18 protein-coding genes are annotated in these 21312 nt (G+C 49.0%); 9 read left to right on the top strand and 9 right to left on the bottom strand.

Annotated features, from left to right (window positions below):
- Nucleotides 1-20 precede the first annotated feature (20 nt).
- Both DW096_RS11435 and DW096_RS11430 read right to left on the bottom strand, forming a co-directional pair.
- Nucleotides 21-512 (bottom strand): S-ribosylhomocysteine lyase, encoded by a 492-nt coding sequence (locus DW096_RS11435; RefSeq protein WP_008662549.1) that lies wholly within the window; start codon nucleotides 510-512, stop codon nucleotides 21-23.
- Between the two features lie 24 nt (nucleotides 513-536).
- Nucleotides 537-1241 (bottom strand): 5'-methylthioadenosine/adenosylhomocysteine nucleosidase, encoded by a 705-nt coding sequence (locus tag DW096_RS11430; RefSeq protein ID WP_005830756.1) that lies wholly within the window; start codon nucleotides 1239-1241, stop codon nucleotides 537-539.
- A gap of 244 nt (nucleotides 1242-1485) precedes the next feature.
- On the opposite strand from DW096_RS11430, the gene DW096_RS11425 reads away from it, so the two are divergent.
- The 3 genes from DW096_RS11425 to DW096_RS11415 all read left to right on the top strand — a co-directional run bounded on the left by DW096_RS11425 (nucleotide 1486) and on the right by DW096_RS11415 (nucleotide 6256).
- The gene (locus DW096_RS11425; RefSeq protein WP_117963208.1) at nucleotides 1486-3996 is read left to right on the top strand and encodes a YfhO family protein; all 2511 of its coding nucleotides are present in this window, start codon (nucleotides 1486-1488) and stop codon (nucleotides 3994-3996) included.
- A 692-nt stretch (nucleotides 3997-4688) separates the two neighbouring features.
- Nucleotides 4689-5021 (top strand): 30S ribosome-binding factor RbfA, encoded by a 333-nt coding sequence (rbfA, locus tag DW096_RS11420; RefSeq protein WP_005834378.1) that lies wholly within the window; start codon nucleotides 4689-4691, stop codon nucleotides 5019-5021.
- Nucleotides 5021-6256 (top strand): FtsX-like permease family protein, encoded by a 1236-nt coding sequence (locus tag DW096_RS11415; RefSeq protein WP_005830763.1) that lies wholly within the window; start codon nucleotides 5021-5023, stop codon nucleotides 6254-6256. The genes rbfA and DW096_RS11415 overlap by 1 nt, the downstream gene beginning before the upstream one ends.
- 8 nt (nucleotides 6257-6264) lie before the next feature.
- On the opposite strand, the gene DW096_RS11410 is transcribed toward DW096_RS11415, so the two are convergent.
- The 3 genes from DW096_RS11410 to aroQ form a co-directional block, all read right to left on the bottom strand.
- Nucleotides 6265-6894, bottom strand: a complete 630-nt coding sequence (locus DW096_RS11410; protein ID WP_005830764.1) for an O-methyltransferase — start codon at nucleotides 6892-6894, stop codon at nucleotides 6265-6267.
- A 118-nt stretch (nucleotides 6895-7012) separates the two neighbouring features.
- The gene (gene pyk, locus DW096_RS11405) at nucleotides 7013-8470 is read right to left on the bottom strand and encodes a pyruvate kinase (RefSeq protein WP_005830765.1); all 1458 of its coding nucleotides are present in this window, start codon (nucleotides 8468-8470) and stop codon (nucleotides 7013-7015) included.
- Between the two features lie 20 nt (nucleotides 8471-8490).
- Nucleotides 8491-8910 (bottom strand): type II 3-dehydroquinate dehydratase, encoded by a 420-nt coding sequence (aroQ, locus tag DW096_RS11400; RefSeq protein WP_005834372.1) that lies wholly within the window; start codon nucleotides 8908-8910, stop codon nucleotides 8491-8493.
- Between the two features lie 118 nt (nucleotides 8911-9028).
- Here aroQ and xerD point away from each other — a divergent pair, with 118 nt between their 5' ends.
- The 4 genes from xerD to DW096_RS11380 all read left to right on the top strand — a co-directional run bounded on the left by xerD (nucleotide 9029) and on the right by DW096_RS11380 (nucleotide 14574).
- Entirely contained in the window at nucleotides 9029-9982 is a 954-nt protein-coding gene (xerD, locus tag DW096_RS11395) for a site-specific tyrosine recombinase XerD (RefSeq protein ID WP_005830767.1), read from the top strand.
- A 136-nt stretch (nucleotides 9983-10118) separates the two neighbouring features.
- A complete protein-coding gene (locus DW096_RS11390; RefSeq protein ID WP_005834370.1) occupies nucleotides 10119-11813 on the top strand; it encodes a tetratricopeptide repeat protein in 1695 nt (564 codons plus the stop codon).
- 111 nt (nucleotides 11814-11924) lie between these two features.
- The gene (locus DW096_RS11385; RefSeq protein ID WP_117878805.1) at nucleotides 11925-12998 is read left to right on the top strand and encodes a TlpA disulfide reductase family protein; all 1074 of its coding nucleotides are present in this window, start codon (nucleotides 11925-11927) and stop codon (nucleotides 12996-12998) included.
- Nucleotides 12999-13035: 37 nt separating this feature from the next.
- Entirely contained in the window at nucleotides 13036-14574 is a 1539-nt protein-coding gene (locus DW096_RS11380; RefSeq protein WP_005830774.1) for a YifB family Mg chelatase-like AAA ATPase, read from the top strand.
- A gap of 63 nt (nucleotides 14575-14637) precedes the next feature.
- On the opposite strand, the gene DW096_RS11375 is transcribed toward DW096_RS11380, so the two are convergent.
- Complete coding sequence (locus DW096_RS11375; RefSeq protein ID WP_120028763.1) at nucleotides 14638-16701, bottom strand: acetate--CoA ligase family protein; 2064 nt, start codon at nucleotides 16699-16701, stop codon at nucleotides 14638-14640.
- 168 nt (nucleotides 16702-16869) lie between these two features.
- Here DW096_RS11375 and DW096_RS11370 point away from each other — a divergent pair, with 168 nt between their 5' ends.
- The gene (locus DW096_RS11370; protein ID WP_035447239.1) at nucleotides 16870-17802 is read left to right on the top strand and encodes an acyltransferase; all 933 of its coding nucleotides are present in this window, start codon (nucleotides 16870-16872) and stop codon (nucleotides 17800-17802) included.
- On the opposite strand, the gene DW096_RS11365 is transcribed toward DW096_RS11370, so the two are convergent.
- The 3 genes from DW096_RS11365 to DW096_RS11355 all read right to left on the bottom strand — a co-directional run bounded on the left by DW096_RS11365 (nucleotide 17789) and on the right by DW096_RS11355 (nucleotide 20549).
- Nucleotides 17789-18808, bottom strand: a complete 1020-nt coding sequence (locus DW096_RS11365) for a sensor histidine kinase (protein ID WP_057088721.1) — start codon at nucleotides 18806-18808, stop codon at nucleotides 17789-17791. The two genes, DW096_RS11370 and DW096_RS11365, sit on opposite strands and share 14 nt — an antisense overlap.
- A gap of 10 nt (nucleotides 18809-18818) precedes the next feature.
- A complete protein-coding gene (locus DW096_RS11360; protein ID WP_005834358.1) occupies nucleotides 18819-19577 on the bottom strand; it encodes a LytTR family DNA-binding domain-containing protein in 759 nt (252 codons plus the stop codon).
- A 63-nt stretch (nucleotides 19578-19640) separates the two neighbouring features.
- Nucleotides 19641-20549: a DUF6268 family outer membrane beta-barrel protein gene (locus DW096_RS11355; RefSeq protein ID WP_118931117.1), complete on the bottom strand. Its 909-nt coding sequence runs from the start codon at nucleotides 20547-20549 to the stop codon at nucleotides 19641-19643.
- A gap of 246 nt (nucleotides 20550-20795) precedes the next feature.
- Here DW096_RS11355 and DW096_RS11345 point away from each other — a divergent pair, with 246 nt between their 5' ends.
- On the top strand, nucleotides 20796-21236 hold the full coding sequence (locus DW096_RS11345) for a DUF6078 family protein (protein WP_005834355.1): 441 nt from the start codon (nucleotides 20796-20798) through the stop codon (nucleotides 21234-21236).
- Nucleotides 21237-21312: the final 76 nt, after the last annotated feature.

Raw genomic sequence — 21312 nt, 5'->3', positions numbered from 1 at the left:
ATCCCTAATCGCTAACCCCCTTATTTTTCTTCTTTTTCCGGATACTTCATATTCTCCTCTTTCATCTGTTCCAATACCTCATGCAGGTATTTGGCAGACTCCCACTTAGCCATTGGCAGGTCGTGGAGCAGGTAGTTGCCGCAATCTTGCGGAGCGGCACCGGGAACTTCACCTTCATACTCGGCAACAAAACGGAAGGTATCCTGCATCAGTGCCAGTATGTCCTGTGGTTTCAAGTCGCCTTTCATCAGCAGATAATTGCCGGTGAGGCAGCCCATGGGGCCCCAATAGATAATCTTGTCCTGCCACTGCGGGTCATTACGCAGGTAGGTGGCGGCAAGATGTTCGATAGTATGCAGAGCACCTTGTCCCAAGGCAGGCTCACGGTTGGGCTCTTTCATACGGATGTCGAAAGTAGTGACTGTTTCTCCGTTCACTTCATCCTGGCGGGATACGTAAATACCGCGCAACAAGCGGATGTGGTCAATTGTAAAACTGGGAATCTTCTTCATGAGTTATGAGTTATAAGTTATGAGTTATAAATTGCTGGGAAGGGTGGAGAGGAAGGTCCATATCGTGAGGAACGAACGCTCTGCCATGGTTCCCCAGAAATCGGCATACTGCGAAGCATGGTCCTCTACTCCGGGTGTGTCGCTGATGATGCGGAAGCTGAGAAAAGGAACATTGTACAGATAGCAAGTCTGCGCAATGGCGGCAGACTCCATATCAACGGCAAGACCGTCGGGGAAACGTTGCTTGATGGTATCCAGCTCCGTACGGTTGGTGATGAACTGGTCGCCGGTACAGACAAGTCCGCTGTGGATGCGGCTTTCCATTCCGGCTTCGTTCAGCGACAAGGCATGTTTCAACAGAGAGGAACATCCCTCGTAAGAGGCGGGAAAACCTTGCACTTGTCCGTACTCGTTACCGTCGCCGCACCAGACGTCGTGATACACCAGACGTTGGCTTGCCACTACATCCGTCACCTTCAGGCAAGCATCAATGCCGCCCGCCACACCGGTGCTGACGATGCAGTCCGGAGAAAAGCGCCGTATCAGTTCCGAAGCTCCTACCGCTGCACTCACCTTACCGATGCCGCATTGCGTCAAGATTACATGGTTACCGCCCAATGTACCTTCCACATAGCGGAAACTACCATCGCCCGACGTATTCTTATCCTGCAAGCGCTCCACCAACCGGCGGTGTTCGCTGTCCATTGCACTGATTATCCCTATTGTCATATCTATAATAATTTAAGCTTGCATATTACCATTAAAGCACTTTAATCTTTTTTTGGAAAGGCAAAGGTACAACATTCTGCCGATAACGTGACAATAACAATCTGCATTTATGTATCTTTGCCACAAAAGCGAAGATAGGCTGCACCTCAACAAAACTTTTTCACGCAAGCATGAAAGTTCTGTATTCGGTTTGCACTATCTTTGCCCCACAATTGATTAATTGATAACTCATAACTTATAACTCATGAAGAAGCTTCTTCCCGACCTTATTGCCATCTTGGCATTCGTCCTCCTTTCCTTCGCCTACTTCTTCCCGGCGGATATAGAAAACCGTATTCTCTTTCAGCACGACACGGCTGCAGGAGCAGGGGCAGGACAAGAAGTCAAGGAGTATTACGAACAGACGGGCGAACGCAGCCGTTGGACAAACTCGCTGTTCGGCGGTATGCCCATGTATCAGATAGCCCCTTCGTATGACTCCACCAAGTCACTGCAGTGGGTACAGAAAGCCTACCAACTCTTCCTGCCCGACTATGTGTGCCTCACATTCATGCTGATGCTCGGCTTCTACATCCTGCTGCGCGTCTTCGGCATACCGGTCTGGCTGGCCGGACTGGGCGGTATCATGTGGGCATTCTCGTCCTATTTCTTCATCCTGATATCTGCCGGACACATCTGGAAGTTCATCACCCTTGCCTACGTGCCGCCCACCATAGCAGGCATTGTGCTCGCCTATCGTGGGAAACTGCTGTGGGGAGGCATCCTCACCGCCTTGTTCGTGGCCCTGCAAATCACCTCGAACCACGTGCAGATGTCCTATTACTTCTTCTTCGTCATCCTTTTCTTTGTGGGAGCCTACTTCGAGAAAGCATGGCGTACCAAGACATTGCCCCAGTTCTTCAAGGCAAGTGCCGTACTGATTGTAGCAGCCCTCGTCGGCATAGCCGCCAACGTATCCAACCTCTATCACACCTATGCTTACAGCAAAGAAACCATGCGCGGCAAGAGCGAACTGGTGCAGACCGGCGACGCTGCCAAGCAGACCAGTAGCGGGCTGGACCGCGACTACATCACCCAGTGGAGCTACGGCATCGACGAAACACTGACTCTGCTGGTGCCCAACTTCAAAGGCGGAGCATCTGCCGCCCTCAGCCAGAGTGAAACTGCCATGAGCAAGGCAAACCCGATGTACAGCAGTCTGTACGGCTCACTGACACAATATTTCGGTACCCAGCCCATGACGTCGGGTCCCGTCTACGTCGGAGCATTCGTCTTGTTTCTGTTCGTACTGGGATGCTTCATCGTAAAAGGACCGTTGAAGTGGGCATTGATAGGAGCCACCTTCTTCTCCATCGTCTTGTCCTGGGGCAAGAACTTCATGCCGCTGACGGATTTCTTCATCGATTACGTCCCGTTGTACAACAAGTTCCGCGCCGTGTCCTCCATCCTTGTCATAGCAGAGTTCACGATACCTTTGCTAGCTATCTTTGCCCTGAAACGCCTGCTCGAAGAGCCGGAAATCTTAAAACAGGAAAAGAAGCCCCTCGGCATCAGCCTGCTGCTCACTGCAGGCATCGCCCTGCTGCTTGCCGTTGCCCCGGGCAGCATCGGCTCCGGCTACGTGCCCGCCCAAGAAGCACAGATGCTGCAGAATGCCGTCAACCAGCAGATGATACCCGCCAACGAACTCTCCGGCATCCTTGCCAACTTGGAAGAGATGCGTGCCGAACTCGTCAGCAGCGACGCCCTGCGTAGCTTCATCATCATAGGCATCGGCTGCAGCCTGCTCTGGCTCTATGCAAGCGGCAAGCTGCGCAGCTCGCTGACCATTGCAGGTATCACCATACTCTGCCTGGCAGATATGTGGGGGGTCAACAAGCGCTATCTGAATGATGCCCAGTTCGTGCCCCACTCCATCCGTACGGAAACCTTCACCAAGACGAATACAGACGAGCTGATACTGCAAGATACCAGCTTGGACTATCGTGTATTGAACTTTGCCACCAGCACCTTCGATGACAACAACACCTCCTACTGGCACAAAAGCGTCGGCGGTTATCACCCGGCCAAGCTGCGCCGCTACCAGGAAATGATAGAGCATCACATCTCTCCCGAAATGCAGGCGGCCTACAAGGCCATTGCCACCGCCGGAGGTGAGATGGACAGCGTGGATGCCAATAAGTTCCGCGTACTGAACATGCTGAACACCAAATACTTCATCTTCCCTGCAGGACAGCAAAGACAAACCGTTCCCATCCTCAACCCGCACGCCTACGGCAATGCATGGTTTGTAAACAAGGTGCAGTATGTGAACAACGCCAACGAAGAGATTGACGCCCTGGACAGCATCATACCCACAGAGACAGCCGTAGTGGATGCCCGCTTCAAGGATGTACTGAAAGGTACCACGGAAAGTTATAAAGACAGCCTCTCCAGCATCCGCCTGACAAGTTACGCACCTAACCGCCTGACGTACGAAACGAACAATGCCCAAGACGGTATTGCCGTATTCTCCGAAATCTATTATCCGGACGGCTGGCACGTAACCATCGACGGACAGCCTGCCGAACTGGCACGCGCCGACTATATCCTGCGCACAATGCATGTTCCTGCCGGACAGCACACCATCGAAATGCGCTTTGACCCCACCAGCCTGCACGTGACGGAAGGCATCGCCTACGGAGCACTGGCACTGCTGGTGATAGGTATCATCGTGGCAGTGCTGATAGCCAAAAGGAAGTATGTAAAGGCATAAAAAAATATCATATCATTCCCCCATAAGCACCCGACGCATTCCGCTATTCATACCCTGATACGGAATGCGTCGAGTGCTTATGTCCATTCCGTTATCCCCTCATGTTTGTTCTGTCATTCCCTTATGTCTGTTCTGTCAACCCCTATATATTGATGAAAAACCACGGCTGTGAAGCATATTCTTCACAGCTGTGGCACGTCTTCTTCACGACTGTGGAAAAGGCGTACCACAGCCGTGCGCACATGATAAACCCAAAGGCTTCTCAAGACAAACCACCGTGCAAAACACAACAGAAGCCTATGTAACACACAACGGAAGCCTATGCAAGAGACAAGAAAGCCCGGTCAGATGCGCAAAAAACCGTTTCTACCCTCCCGGGTAAAAACGGTTCAAGTCAATAATACATGAAAAAACGCTATTTAGAGAGAGTCTCTTCTATAACGGAATGGTTCTCTTCCTTCTTCACTCATCATCAGCAGTTCTCCGAACTGACATCAAAGTTAGGGAAGCATAACAAGAACAACAAATAGAATCTACGAAAAGGCATATCTCATCGACAGAACGGAAAAGAATGAACCCTACAATAGGGAAAAGAATGAAAAAAAAGCTATAAACAGTCGGCAGAACGATATATTTCAGTAACTTTGCTAACGTGAAAACAGGCTGCACCCCAGCATAAAAAAATAAACAGTATGGAAACTACCAGACAAAATAAAATAGCCCGTCTCCTGCAGAAGGAACTGAGTGATATCTTCTTGTTGCAAACCAAGTCCATGCCCGGCATACTGATTTCCGTCAGTGCCGTACGCATCAGCCCCGACATGAGCGTGGCACGCGCTTATCTCAGTATATTCCCCTCGGAGAAAAGCGAAGAAATAGTCAAGAACATCAACGGAAACATGAAGTCCATACGCTTTGAACTGGGTACCCGCGTACGCCACCAACTACGCATTATCCCCGAACTGAAGTTCTTCGTAGACGACTCACTGGACTATCTGGAACGAATTGATGAACTGCTGAAATAATGTCCCTTCCCTTCTTTATAGCCCGCCGCTACCTCTTCTCCAAGAAGAAACACAATGCCATTAATATCATCTCCGGTATTTCGGTGTGTGGGGTGGCATTGGCTACGTTGGCGTTGGTATGCACCTTGTCCGTGTTCAACGGTTTTCAGGACATGGTGGCAGGCTTTTTCACAGCCTTCGACCCGGAACTGAAAATCACCGTCCGCGAAGGTAAGGTTTTCGACCCGCACGAAGCGTGCATCCGGCAAGTACACGCCCTGTCCGAGATTGACGTGTGGACGGAAACACTGGAAGAGAATGCCATGGTGCAGTACAAGGACCGCCAGGCAATGGCCGTCATCAAGGGAGTGGAGGACAATTTCGAACAGCTTACATCCATCGACAGCTTGCTCTATGGGACGGGAAAGTTCCTACTGAGCGACTCGGTGGTGGACTATGGTTTTCTGGGTGTGGAACTTATATCCGAGTTGGGCACCGGCATTCAGTTCGTGGACCCGTTGCAGGTCTATGCCCCCAAACGGAACGTACGGGTAAACATAGCCAACCCCACTGCGGCTTTCAACCGGGAGTATCTCTTCTCGCCCGGCGCCATCTTTGCCGTCAACCAGCAAAAATACGATTCACGCTACATACTGACGTCACTCGACTTTGCCCGCCGTCTGTTCAATTATGACACGGAAGTTTCTGCCATTGAGATGAAACTGAAACCCGGTTCCAACATCGGCTCCGTACAAAAGAAAATAGCAGGCATTCTCGGCGACCGGTTCATTGTACAGAACCGCTACGAGCAGCAGGCCGATGTTTTCCGCATCATGGAAATAGAGAAACTCATCTCTTATCTCTTCCTCACCTTCATTCTGGGTATCGCATGCTTCAATGTCATCGGTTCGCTGTCCATGCTGATACTGGACAAACGGGAGGACGTGGAGACACTGCGCAACCTGGGTGCCGATGACCGGCTCATAGCGCGCATCTTCTTGTTCGAAGGCAGGATGATTTCTGTGTTCGGCGCCCTCTCCGGCATCGTTTTAGGATTGTTGCTGTGCTTTCTGCAGCAACGTTTCGGGTTGATTTCATTGGGGGGAGGCAATGGAAGTTTTGTAGTGGACGCTTATCCGGTAAGTGTACATGCCACGGATATTATTCTGGTATTCTTAACGGTCATCACTGTAGGCTTCTTGTCCGTATGGTATCCGGTGAGATACCTCAGCAAGCGGCTGCTGAGAAAAAGATAAAAAAACAGTTACTTCTTACGGATAATCGTCAATCCGTCACGCAGGGGAAGAATGACTTTCTCCACACGCGCATCCCGCGCCACCAAATCATTGAAGGCTTTGATACTGATTGTTTGCAGGTCTGTGCGATGGGGTTGTTCTTCCAGCACATGGCCATCCCACAAGGTATTGTCGGCAATGATATATCCACCGCCGGAAAGGCGGGCGAGCACCATTTCATAATACTCTATGTATTTACGCTTATCTCCGTCAATAAAGGCAAGGTCGAAAGTGAGGTCCAGTTGCGGTACCCGCTCCAAGGCATCGCCAATGTAGAACCTGATTTTATCCGCGTAATCGGAATTCTCCAGCCACGGACGGGTGAAGTCCTCCTGCTCGTCGTTGATTTCAAACGTATGCAGCATCCCGCCCTCCGGCAGTCCTTCTGCTATGCAAAGTGCGGAATACCCGCTATAAGTCCCTATCTCCAGCACCTGCCGGGGACGAATCATCCGGACAAACATCTTGAGCATACGCCCCTGCAAATGTCCGGAAGCCATGCGGGGATATAGCAACTTGACATGCGTGTCGCGATAGAGCGCTTTCAGATAATCGCCCTCATCATCAATGTGCTGCAAAATGTATTCGTCAATCGTCACTTTGTTAATGGATTATAGGTTAGGGATAAGGGATTAGGGGTTAGGGGTTAGTTCTGCGCACAATTATTAATTAATCATTAACCGCTAATCCCTAACCCCTTATCCTTAATCCCTTATCCTACAAGTATCTGTTACTGTTAGGCAGCACACTATCTTCAGCATGCTTCAAGGCATCTTCTACGACATTGATTTCAAGGAAAGAGGTCTGTGTGCCTTCCTTACCGCTACTCAGGTAGCCCACCATGTCCGTAGGACATAAACGGCCTTCCTTCAACAAGCGACGCAAGGCTGCAAAGTAATATTCCTGCCCGTTGGCAAGTTCGGGCATATAGATAGCTTCCACACCGTAGGAAAGGGCAAGGTGCCGCATGGTCTTTTCCTTGTAGCAGATGGCCAACACCGGATATTTGCCACGGAAAGCGGCAAGGTTACGGGCAGTACGGCCGCTGTAACTGTCGGTGATGATTGCACGGATTTTCAGTTTGGTGGTAGCCTTTACCGCTTGTTTGGCCAGGAACGCAGTCACGTCGTTGCTGTTCTCGTCCAGCGGAATACGGATATCGTTGTCAGACAGCTTGTCTTTCTCCGCTTGGGCGGCAATCTTGGTCATCGTCTTCACCGCTTCTACCGGATACTTTCCATAGGCGGTTTCACCGCTCAACATCAAGGCATCCGTACGATAATAGATGGCATTGGCAATGTCCGTTACCTCCGCACGGGTGGGACGCGGATTGGAAATCATGGTATGAAGCATCTGTGTGGCAACAATCACCGGCTTCTTGGCAAGAATACACTTGCGGATGAGCACACGCTGGATGCCCGGAATACGTTCCTGCGGAACTTCAATACCGAGGTCACCGCGAGCTATCATCACACCGTCGGCTACTTCCAGGATTTCATCGATATTATCAACGCCTTCCTGGTTCTCAATCTTAGCAACAATACGGATATCGCTGTTATGAGCGTCAAGAATCGCCTTGATGTCGAGTATATCCTGCTTATTGCGCACAAAGGAGTGGGCAATGAAGTCTATGTTCTTCTCAATGGCATAAAGGATATTGGTGCGGTCCTTCTCCGTCAGAGAAGGCAGATTGATGCGGACGCCGGGAACGTTGACGCTCTTGCGGCTGCCCAGAGTAGCCTCATTCTGTACTTCGCAGAGCAGGTAGTCGGGGGTCTTCTCTACAACAACCAACTCCAAGTCACCGTCATCAATAAGGATATGGCCGTCCACATTCAAGTCTTTGACGAAATGGGGATAGGATACCGAGATACATTCACGGGTAGTCTCCTGCTCCGGGTTGCCTACCACCTTCACGCGGTCGCCCGCCTTGAAAGGAATGGGCTCAGCCAGAACCGTCGTGCGGACCTCCGGTCCTTTCGTATCCATCAGGATAGCGATGCGGTTGGAAACCGTACGCACATTGTTTATCAACTTCTCGGCACCTTCACGGCCAAGATGTGCAGTATTCATACGTACAACATTCATACCTGCATCGAACAACTGCTTTATAAAATCAACATCACAGCGCTGGTCAGAAATCGTTGCGACAATCTTCGTTTGCTTCAATAACATAATCTATATACCTATTTTATTTAATAATCTTTTAATGCCTCCATGGCCAGACGGTAGGAGTTCAGCCCGAAACCGAGAATGACACCCTTGCAAGCGCAGGAAATCATGGACACATGACGAAAAGCCTCGCGGGCATGTACATTAGAGATATGCACCTCAATCACCGGAGAAGTGACCGAACGGATAGCATCTTGCAGAGCGATGGACGTATGGGTGTAAGCACCCGCATTCAAAATGATGCCGTCCACATCAAAACCTACCTGCTGAATCTTGTCTATCAGCTCTCCCTCAATGTTGGACTGGAAATAGTCAATCTGTACATCCGCATATTTCTTACGGAGTTCGGCAAGGTAGTCTTCAAAAGTAACGCTACCGTAAATGGAAGGTTCACGTTTGCCCAAGAGATTTATATTGGGGCCGTTAATAATCTGTATCCTCATAACACAATTTTTTATACCTTTGCGGTGCAAAGATAGTGCAAACCGAAAGCAGATGCAAATTTATTTGCAATTTGCTGAAATGCAGCCTATTTTCGCGAAGCAAAGGTAGAAAAAAGAAATGAAATCAGAAGAAAAATCCACGAATAAGGAGAAACAAACGCTGATAATCAGAAAGTACCACCAGTATCTGAAACTGGAAAAAGCACTCTCACCCAATACAGTGGATGCTTACCAAACAGACTTACAGAAGCTGCTGCACTTTCTGGAAGGAGAGGGTATCGCTATCCTTGACACTACCCTGGATGACTTGCAGCATTTTGCCTCCGGACTGCACGACATCGGCATCCATCCCCGCTCGCAGGCACGCATCTTGTCGGGCATCAAGTCATTCTTCCATTTCCTCGTCATGGCCGACTACCTGGAGGGAGACCCCAGCGAACTGTTGGAGGGACCCAAAATCGGATTCAAGCTTCCAGAAGTACTGACAGTGGAAGAGATAGACCGCATCATCTCCGCCATTGACCTAGGCACAAACGAGGGGCAACGCAACCGGGCCATCCTCGAGACTCTATACAGTTGCGGCCTACGGGTATCGGAACTGTGCAACCTGAAAATCTCCGACTTGTATTTCGACGAAGGCTTCATCAAGGTAGAAGGTAAGGGCAGCAAACAGCGCCTTGTACCCATATCGTCCCGTGCCATCAAGGAGATAAGGAACTGGTTCGTGGACCGCAATGGAGGCTGGAAAATCAAGAAGGACTTCGAGGACTATGTATTCCTGGCACGCTGGGGCAAAAATATCTCGCGCATCATGGTATTCCATCTCATCAAGGAACTGGCGAAGAAGGCCGGCATCACCAAAAACATCAGTCCGCACACCTTCCGCCATTCCTTTGCCACCCACCTGCTTGAAGGAGGCGCCAACCTGCGCGCCATACAAAGTATGCTGGGTCACGAATCTATCGCTACAACAGAAATTTACACACATATTGACCGGCACAGATTGCGCAGTGAAATCATAGAACATCATCCCCGCAATATAAAGTACCGCAAAGAGCGGGAAATTCATTAAATTATGATAAAATTGCTGCGCGAGTTAACAAACTGTAATAGGATTTAATATCTTTGCGTTGTTGTGTCCATGCCCAAACAGCACACTAAAATGGAATAGACAAATTTCAATTACAAACAATTAATTTATACCTAAAATGACTAAGAAATTGTATCTGCCGTTTTTAATGGCAATGGTTGTTGCATTAATGACATCGTGCAGCAAAAAGATGGGTGAATTGTCATCAGATTATTTCACCGTAACTCCTCAAGTTCTGGAAGCTGTGGGTGGTAAAGTTCCCGCTACAATCAACGGAAAATTCCCCGAAAAGTACTTCAACAAGAAGGCTGTGGTAGAAGTGACCCCTGTGCTGAAATGGAATGGCGGCGAAGCTAAAGGCCAGTCGGCTGTGTTCCAGGGCGAAAAAGTAGAAGGTAACGACCAGACTATCTCTTACAAGATGGGCGGCAGCTACACTATGAAGACATCTTTCGACTATGTACCGGAAATGGCCAAATCCGAACTGTATCTGGAATTCAAGGCTACAGTAGGCAAAAAGACTGTCACTATCCCTGCTGTAAAAGTAGCTGATGGTGTAATCTCCACTTCTGAGATGCTGGAACAAACATTGGGCAGCGCTAACCCCGCCAATGGTGACGACGCTTTCCAACGTATCATCAAAGAAAAGCATGACGCCAACATCATGTTCTTGATTCAACAAGCCAACGTACGCGCCAGCGAATTGAAGACTGCCAAAGAATTCGGCAAAGAAGTGAAAAACATAGACGAAGCTGAAAACAAGAAAATCAGCAACATCGAAATCTCCGCATACGCTTCTCCCGATGGTGGTGTAGGCTTGAATACTACACTGGCTGAGAACCGCCAGGACAACACGGCTAAAATCATCAACAGAGATTTGAAGAAAGCAAAAATCGATGCAGCAGTAGACACCAAGTATACAGCTCAGGACTGGGAAGGCTTCCAGGAACTGGTATCCAAATCAAACATCCAAGATAAAGAATTGATTCTTCGCGTTCTTTCCATGTATCAGGATCCTGAACAAAGAGAACAAGAAATCAAGAACATCTCTTCTGTTTATAAAACTTTGGCTGACGAAATCCTGCCGCAACTGCGTCGTTCACGCCTGACTTTGAATTACGAAATCATCGGTAAGTCTGACGAAGAAATCGCAAACCTCGCCGACAGCGATGCCAAGCAGCTGAACATCGAAGAATTACTGTATGCCACCACCTTGACTAAAGATGCTGCCAAGCAAGAAGCCATCTTCACAAAAGCTACTCAAATCTACCCGAACGATTTCCGTGCTTACAACAACTTAGGTAAACTGGCTTATCAGGCTGGTGATCTTGACAAGGCTGAAAGCTACTTCAAGAAAGCTCTCTCCATCAAGGATGCTCCTGAAGCAAACATGAATCTCGGTCTGATTGCCTTGACCAAGGGCGACAGAACAGCAGCAGAAAGCTATCTGAGCAAGGCTTCCGGTTCTAAGGAACTGAACGAGGCATTGGGTAATCTGTATGTTGCTCAAGGACAGTACGACAAGGCTGTCAGCTCATTTGGCGACACTAAGACTAACAGCGCTGCTTTGGCACAAATCCTGGCTAAGGACTACAACAAGGCTAAGAACACACTGGCTGCTATCGAAAGACCAGACGCTTATACTGACTACCTGATGGCTGTACTTGGCGCAAGAACCAACAATACATCTATGGTAACCAGCAGTCTGAAGAATGCCATTGCAAAAGAACCGGCTTTGGCAAAGAAGGCTGCTTCTGACCTGGAATTCGCCAAATACTTCACTAACACTGACTTTATGAATATCATCAAATAATAAAGGTTAGATTGAAAAGAACGTGCCCGGCATAGAAATATGTCGGGCATTTCTTTTTATTCACACCAAAAAGAAGTATTTTCGCGACGAAGTATCAGAAAAAGAACCGGAATGAAGAAAATCTATCTTGCATACCTTCTGCTTATTATATTGTCTGCCTGCGGCAGCAAAAATACAAATTCAGTCTACCTAAATGGTGAAATCAAAGGGCTGGGGAATGATACCCTTTATATATATGGTACGGACAAGTTCTATAACCGTATGGACACTCTGCTTGTCAAGGATGACAAGTTCTCTGCAACCCTCACCACCGACACACTTGCCTCTACATGGTTGCAATTCAGTGACGGTACGGAATATCCGCTTTACCTGGACAAAGGAGACAACATAAAGATAAAAGGTTCTGCCGCCGAACTTACTTCACTGGAAATCACGGGGAATGTTCCCAATGAAGAACTGACCGCCTTTCAGAAAGAGTTGAAAGGTTTGAGTACTCCCTCGGAGAAAGCATTGGAAGAAAAAGCAGAAGCCTTCATCAACAGCCATCCTTCTTCACTGGTAAGTATCTATCTGCTGGAGAAATATTTCGTGCAAAAACCGCAACCGGACTTCTCCTTAATCAAAGAAATGACAGAACACATGACCGGAGGCCTGAAAGACCGCCCATATGTGGACGAACTGCTTGACCTTATCCAAGAAGAAGAGAAGGTATCCGTCGGGAAAACCATCCCTTACGTCAACCTGCCCAATGCCAAAGGTACATCAATCAGCCGTACTAGCTTTAAAGATAAATATCTGTTGATACATTTTTGGGCATCCTGGGACCCACAAAGCATGGAGGCCAACGCTGCCCTGCGTCGGATTTACAAGAAAGAAGAAAAGAACAAGCTATTCGCACTCTGGGGCATTTCCTTGGATATCGACAGAAAGGAATGGGAAGAAGCAATCAAAAGAGATACCCTGAAGTGGGAACAGAGTTGTGATTTCTCCGGATGGAACACAGCGCCCATCAAACAGCTCGCCATACAAGCATTGCCTGCCAATCTGTTCCTTAGCCCTTCCGGAAAAATTGAAGGGAAGAATATGAGTGAGGAAGACATCAAAAAGAAACTGGAGGAGATAGAGCAAAAGGAAAAAGAGAAGAAAAAGAGTGAAAAGAAACTCAAAAAACAAAACCGACGGTAGCCTATCCTGCCATCACTAACCCCTAATCACTAAAAACGTGCTCATAAAAGTTTTTGGAGCGGCTGTTCAAGGTATTGACGCAACCCTCATCACCATTGAAGTCAACAGTTCCAGAGGCTGTATGTTCTATTTAGTCGGTTTGCCGGACTCTGCGGTCAAAGAAAGCCATCAACGTATCATATCTGCTTTGCAGGTCAACGGCTACCGGATGCCGACCAGCAATATTGTCATCAACATGGCTCCGGCTGACATCCGCAAGGAAGGTGCAGCTTACGATTTACCTTTAGCCATCGGCATACTTGCCGCCAGCGAAGTTATCCAGTCCGATAAGCTGGAACGCTATCTGCTGATGGGTGAACTAAGCCTTGACGGCAGCCTGCAACCTATCAAAGGAGCACTCCCCATTGCCATCAAGGCCAGAGAACTGGGGTTTGAGGGTATGATTGTACCGCAACAGAATGCCCACGAAGCGGCAGTAGTAAACAATCTGAAAGTGTACGGAGCGGGAAACATCAAGGAAGTTATAGAATTCTTTAATGGCACGCAGGAATTAACCCCTACGTTAGTCAACACCCGCGAGGAATTCTATTCCCAGCAGAGCAACTTTGATTTCGACTTTGCAGAAGTAAAAGGACAGGAAAATGTGAAACGAGCCTTGGAGGTAGCTGCTTCGGGCAGCCACAACATACTTCTCATCGGTTCGCCGGGCAGCGGTAAGTCCATGCTTGCCAAGCGTCTGCCGTCTATACTTCCTCCCCTCTCTTTGGGAGAGAGTCTGGAAACGACCAAGATTCATTCTGTTGCCGGAAAGTTGGGCAAAGACGGTGGACTCATCTCGAAACGCCCGTTCCGCGCCCCTCACCACACCATTTCTACGGTAGCGATGACCGGTGGAGGAAGTTTCCCCCAGCCCGGTGAAATCAGTCTGGCACATAACGGAATTTTATATCTTGATGAACTGCCAGAGTACAGCCGTAACGTATTGGAGGTTCTTCGCCAACCGCTGGAAGATAGGAAGATTACCGTGTCACGCATCCGATGCAATGTAGAGTACCCGGCAAGTTTTATGCTGGTAGCCTCTATGAATCCGTGTCCATGCGGGTATTACACGCATCCCACCAAGGCTTGTGTATGCAGTCCTGGACAAGTACAAAAGTACCTGAACCGCATATCCGGACCTTTGCTCGACCGTATCGACCTGCAAATTGAAGTCACCCCACTCCCCTTTGAAGAGATGGCAGATTCTCGCCCCGGCGAATCGAGCGCCACCATACGCGAGCGTGTGATACGTGCCCGACAAATTCAAGAAGCAAGGTATGCAGACATTCCCGGCATATATTGTAATGCCCAGATGAACAGTAAACTGCTTGCTCGCCACGCCCGTCCGGATGACAAAGGACTTGCCATGCTCAAAACTGCCATGAACCGCCTAAACCTTTCGGCCCGCGCCTACGACCGTATATTGAAAGTATCACGCACCATCGCCGACCTGGAAGGCTGCGAATTGATACAGCCGGCACACTTGGCGGAAGCTATCGGATATAGAAATCTGGATAGGGAGGATTGGGCAGGATGACGGTTAATGATTAATGATTAGTGATTAATGGGCTGCTCATTGAGAGCAATCATTAAACATTAATCATCGTTTCTCTATCCGAATACGTGCATCCACCGCTATCACCTGCTTTTCAGTCGCCAACAATGGATTGATATCCATCTCCTTGATTTCCGTTGCAAAGCGCAGCAAGGTGGAAAGCCGTACAATAATTTCGGCAAATTTATCTTCATTCACTCCCTTCTGCCCACGCGTACCTTTGATAATCTTATAGGCACGCAACGAGTGAATCATGGAGTAAGCCTCCTCGTAGGACAACGGTGCAAGACCGGAAGATATATCCTTCAGCACCTCCACAAAAATACCGCCCAGGCCGCAGAGTACCACATGTCCGAACTTCTCTTCATATTTGGCACCGATAAACAATTCCGTCCCTTTCAACATCGGCTGCACCATGATAGCACTAGCTTCGGGAATCTGCATCATACGGTCGAATTCCAATGCCAAATGCTGTTCACTCTTGATATTGAGCACAACACCGCCCACATCCGACTTATGCACCGGCCCCACCACCTTTGCCACCACCGGGAACCCCGTGCGACGCGCAAAGGCAAGCACTTCTTCCTTGTTGTCCGAAACAAACTCCTCCACAATAGGAATACCTGCAGAGCGGAGCAATGCCTGCACATAGTGCGGGGCGATATAACCGTCCGCAGGAATGGAATCTATAATCCGGTGGATACGGGGAACATCCACTCCAAAGAGCTCGATTTCATTATTGGCAGGCCGCGGGGCATTCATTATCCGCGAAAGTGCCGTACCCAAAGTCACTTCATCGGCAAAGTTCACATGGCCCTTTGCCAGAAAAGCAGCAACCTCGGCTCCTGCCGTATTGATGGAAGGAAGAATCGGAAAAATCGGCTTCTTGCAATGCAGCATCTTCTCGTGCAGCACATCATACATTTCAAACATGGTCACCAGCCCCGGAGTGCCGAAAATAGCCATTACAGCATCAATATTGTCAAACTTCTCCTCACAATACTCCAGACAGAGGCGCAGATGTTCCGGCGTACCCGTAGCCAGAATATCAATGGGATTCCCCACAGCCGCACCGGGGAAAAGCTTACCCTTAAGTTCCTCCGCCACCGGTCCTTCCAGTTTCGGAACATTCAGTCCACCCTTACTCAATGCATCGGTCAGCATCACTCCCGGACCGCCGGCATGGGTAATGATGGCGAAGTTTTTCCCTTTCAGTTCCGGCAGTGTGAAGATACAACCTACGGTCGTCAACTCCTCGCGCGAATAGCAACGCACAATACCCGCCTTACGGAACAAAGCCTCTACCGCCGAATCGCTACTGGCAATGGCCCCCGTATGCGAACTCGCCGCCCGGCTGCCGCTTTCGCTACTGCCCGCCTTGATGGCCGCAATCTTGCAGCCCTTCTTGATGAGCGAGGATGCATGAAACAGCAGACGGTCGGGGTCACCGATACTCTCTATATAAAGAAGTTTTATTCTGGAATCCGCTTCCGGATTGAAGTGTTCGTCCATGTATTGCAACACATCCTCCACGCCGATTTGCTTGGCATTGCCCACAGACCATACAGAGTTGAACTGCAATCCCTTGGTCACGGCGCTCTCCAATATGAACACCGCTGTGGCACCGGAGCTGGAAATCAGGTCTACCCCTTGCGGATGCAGTTGCGGGATGGGCTGGCTGAATACACTGTGATGCCACGAGTTCATAAAACCGATACAGTTGGGGCCTATCAGAGAGGCTCCATACCGGTTCACCGTTTCCAGTATGCGATCTTCCAGCACAGCACCCTCATGGGTCTCCTCACCAAAACCGGCAGAAAGGATAATGAACGCCTTCACCTGCTTCTCCGCAGCAAGCATCTCCACCGCATCGGGACAAAGCGCGGCAGGTATGGCAAGGATGGCTAGGTCCGTATCGGGAATGTCCTTCACATCCGCAAAGGCAGCAACACCCTGCACTTCAGTCTCTTTCGGATTCACGGCACGAAGCTCACCGGTATATCCGCCGCTAAGCAGATTTTTCAGGATAGCCCCTCCGGGTTTGTGTACATTGTTGGATGCCCCCACTACCACAATACTGGCCGGGTGAAGTAATTGGCTTGTTATCATAGTCTGTTTTACATTAAGTTAATGATTCATGCACAAATATACATTTTCCATACATAAAAGCAATCGGTAAAAGAGAAAATAAGCTTAATCCCTTTGCAAAATATAAATAAGTTTACGGAAGTATATATATTTGTGCCATCAATAACAATACGCAGAAAACTACCCTATATGGAAAGCCGTGTCAAAGAGATAGATTATCTGAAATGCATCTTCATCACCCTGATGATTATCTTCCACCTTGTATATATAGGCGACAAGTATCCGTATGCGAAACAAATCGTCTATACGTTCCACATGTCCGCTTTCCTGATTATTTCGGGCTATCTGGCCAATAACCGGAAGGATGCCCGAAGCTTTCTCCGCAAGTTTCTATGGATTTTCATTCCGTATGCCTGCATGGAGGCGGCCTATACGGTGATGTCGCATTTCCTGCCCGTACGCGAAAGTGTAGATGCCATTACTCCTACCGTATTGCTCGACAAGATATTCCTCCATCCGATGGGGCCTTACTGGTATTTGCATACACTGATTCTGTGCAGCCTCATCTATTATATCACATTCCGCTATGTAAGGCTGTCGGTTGTCTCCCGGCTGGTTGTGACCGGTGTCTGCCTGTTTGCCCTTTCCCATTGGGGAGGATTGATGAACTTCTCCAATGCCCTCTATTTCCTTATCGGCATGACAGTGAGCCAAAGCGGGCTTCGTTTTACACAAGTCTTTCGCGCCACAACCTTCGCCATTGTTCCATTCGTAATACTATGCTGTTTTCCCGCCAATCTGGATAGGGGTACTCTGGCAGGAGTCGCCATCACCTGGCTTTCCATCAGCCTGCTGTTGGCAGCCTACGGCTATCTGCCGGTACAAGCCAAACGGCTTTCCTTCTTTATAGGGCGCAATACGCTGGTCATACTCCTTTTCTCACCCATTTTCACCATTCTGTCCAAGGCGTTTCTGCCCGTGTTCGCCTTCGACCCTACGGGGATGCTGTTCCTTGTCACTGCCACCGCCTTCACTCTTAGCGGCTGCATGGGTATGGCGTGGGCTATGGACAAGATGCACGTTTCCAGATTCTTCTTCGGGAAGAGGACTATATTGTGCTGAGACGGTTCACGTCTTCGCACACAAAGGGAAGTTTCACCACAAACTCCTTTTCGTCCTTAAGAATCTCCACCAGCGTGCCGTATAGGGCATACTGCCGTTGCAGGTTCTTCAATCCCGCTCCATTACTGGCCACATAGTTGCGCAACTGAAGATTGTTGCGTACCGTAATCCCTTCGTTTCCTATGGATATATGGACTATCAGCGGCGACTTCTTTGTACTGATATTATGCTTCAAGGCATTCTCCACAAGCATCTGTATGCTGGCAGGAATGACGAGACAATGATGATTCCGCAAATCATCTTCTATCTCCACATGCAGCGCATCGCCAAAGCGGATATGCTCCAGGTATAAATACGACTCTACGAACGACAGTTCTTCCTGCACGGTCACCGTAGCTCTGCCATGCGTAGTGAGCAGATAACGGTACACCGTAGACAGCTTCTTGGCAAACCGGTTCGTCTTTTCGGTATCCTGATAAGCAAGGGAGGCAAGGACATTCAGACTATTGAATAAGAAATGGGGATTAATCTGGTTTTTCAGCACCTCGAACTGATACAGCGCCTTCTCCTTCTCGATGACAGCCATCTGCTTCTCCATCTCCGAACGTTGCAGGCTATAGAAGAATATCTCTATCTGCAGAACGATAATCCAGTTCCACGGCACTACCGGCAGGGAGTTTCTCAGGATATGCCAGAAATTTCCATGCCCGCCCATCAGCAGGAAGTTCAAGATGTACGTCAACAGAACAGCCAGTGCAGTGGTCAACACGATATCCACCAGAATCCTCACCGCATTGTTGCGCTGTTTCAGTCTTTTATATATCAAGTTGATAACCCCAAAGTCGATGAACCCCAGCCCTATGCACAAAGGAAGATTCAGAAAGAACTGCACCATGATATTCGCATACCACGGCTTACCGCTGATGACGTTATAAACGCACCCTATGACAAGCAACGAGACGGAAACCGTCAGTATAAAAAGGAATATGTATCTCTTATGCCTCATAACTTATAACTCATACCACTCCGTCCACCCATTTCAAGAAATCGGCCACGCGACTGCGGCTCACCAATACCTCGTGCGGGCACTCTGGCTCGAAGTAAAGCTTCAAGCGACTGCCGAAGTACCTGGAACTCTTCCGGATGGACCTAATGTTGGATATGCAGCTCCTTGAAACCCTAAAGAAAACATCCCTATCCAGCATTCCCTCCAACTGGTCCAGCGAGTAGCTGATGATATACCGTTTCCCGGAGAAGAGGTGCAGATAAGTCAGCTTGTCCTCACTATAAAAGAAAGCGACATCCGGAGTTTCTACGTAGCGGAAGGTATCGCCCACCTGCACCAGAAAACGGTTCTTCTTGTTGGCTGCCAAGTAGCCGAGTTCCAGTTGCCGATATTCGGGAGCCGCAGAACGGAGGGCACTGTTGCGCTCGAACTTGCACAAGGCTGCTTCTAGGTCGCTTTCTTCAATGGGTTTCAGCAGATAGTCGATACTGTTTACCTTGAAAGCCTTGATGGCATATTCGTCGTAGGCGGTGGTGAAGATAACGGGCAAATCGACGGGACACTGCTCGAATATCTCAAAGCTCAACCCGTCGGACAAGCGGATATCTACAATCATCAAGTCCAGGCTGCCCTGACGCAAGAGCAGTACAGCCTGCTCCACGCTCTCTGCCCAGCCCGCCAACTGCCAGGAAGGGCGCAGCCGTTGCATCATACGCTTCAGCTCTTCGTAGGCGAAGCGCTCATCTTCTACTAATAAATACTTTACCATAAAACGTCTGTTATTGCGACAAAGATACTATTTTCCCTCTCGTCTTTACTAAAATGGCATTTGTCATTTCAACGTATACCTGAATCCCGCCGTCAGGCGCAGAGTGGGTCTGAAGCAGGGCTCGTCCTCATCATTCTTGAAGTTATTGAGAAAACCTTTCAAACTACGGTCCGACATACTTATTCCGCGTATCCAGTTACCGCCCACTCCCAGATAAACAGCCGTCTTCTTACTCAACTGGTACGAAGGACTGATGTATGACCTCAGCATGACGGTAGAATAGATTTTCGATTTCCCGTCGACTTCCATCACGGCAGACATGCCGTCCATATCGAGGGCGGTCAGTTCCAGCTTCAGCTTCTTGTTCAGCCAGGTGGCGACGGACACTTTCATGCCGCTGGACATATCCACTTTCAGCTCATACCTGCCGGCATTCCTCCAACTGAAGTACATCATGGGCAGTATCATCGGGATACCGTAAGAGTTCGTCAACCCCGCACCGATGCCCAAGTCGAGGTTCTTCCGCAGTTTATAGACAAAGATGATTGCTCCATTAGCCAGTAGGGTCTTCATGGAAACCCCGTCCAACGGGGCATAGACACCGCCGCCCACAGAGGCTATGATACTCCACTTGTCGGACAGGGGACGGATGTGGGAGATATTCAGACTGGCATTCAGCAGATTGTCCGGATTCAACTCCCGCGCCTGCCCCTTATTATGGAATACGCCATAGGCAGCATTGACGGTTGCCGACCACGCCACCAGCCTGCCCTTGTCGTCATGCCTGACGGAAAGCGGCAGGTTATACCTTCCCGATACCATCATCAGGCTGCCCGAACCATACTCGTTGCCGAGGTCATCCTTCAACGAACTTTCGGGCAGATAGTCGTAACTGATATAGCCTTGCCCCCGGCAGCAGAACGGCCACGCCGCAAGCCACAACACCAATAGAATCACAGAGTTTGTCTTCATGGGAATATGCAAATGTTTTCTGCAAATATAGTCCTGCGGCAAGTAAGCGGGAAGCATTTACGGACGGGGTGCGGAATGGGGAGGACGAAATGCGGAAACCGGAAGGCGGAATGATTCCATGTTTTACGTTACGCATTTCACGTTACGTAAAATACATAATATTTTCGGGATAAAACAAATATCAGGTGAAGCACCCATCAATCTCCAAACTAATTGTACCTTTGCGGAACTTTAAACAAAAAAATGATGAAAGAAGAAACTTTCGATTATTCCAAAGTTCCCCATAACTTCGGCTTATGCGCTACTGACACATGCCCTTATACTGACACCTGCCTGCGCCGGATTGCATATACGTATGCACCCTCAAACAACATCTTCCTATATGTACTGAATCCGAAAGCAATAGAGTCCACAGCGGGAAAATGCAAATATTATTGCTCGAATAAGAAAGTGCGCTATGCCAAAGGCTTTATCCATACGGCAGAAGCCATCTCTGTCGGCCAGTCCGGCACGTTCCGCTACCGGCTCATCGGCTTATGGGGTATCCGAAGATATTATCAGAAGCGGAAAGGGGAAACTTTGCTCTCACCAACCGAGCAGCAACAAGTCATTGCAATTGCCCGTAACTTAGGACTCCAACGGGCGGAGTACTTCGACGCTTATGTAGAAGAGTACGACTTCACATGACGACTCCGGTCACCTCACATGATAACTCCGGTTACTGTCTTATCCTGATATAGGTAGACACATTTACAAACTAATA

It is taken from the genome of Bacteroides sp. AM07-18 (assembly GCF_003602695.1).
Taxonomy (GTDB): Bacteria; Bacteroidota; Bacteroidia; order Bacteroidales; family Bacteroidaceae; genus Bacteroides; species Bacteroides uniformis.
The sequence above is the reverse complement of the archived record's forward strand: the minus strand, read 5'-3'. Positions and strand labels throughout refer to the sequence as shown.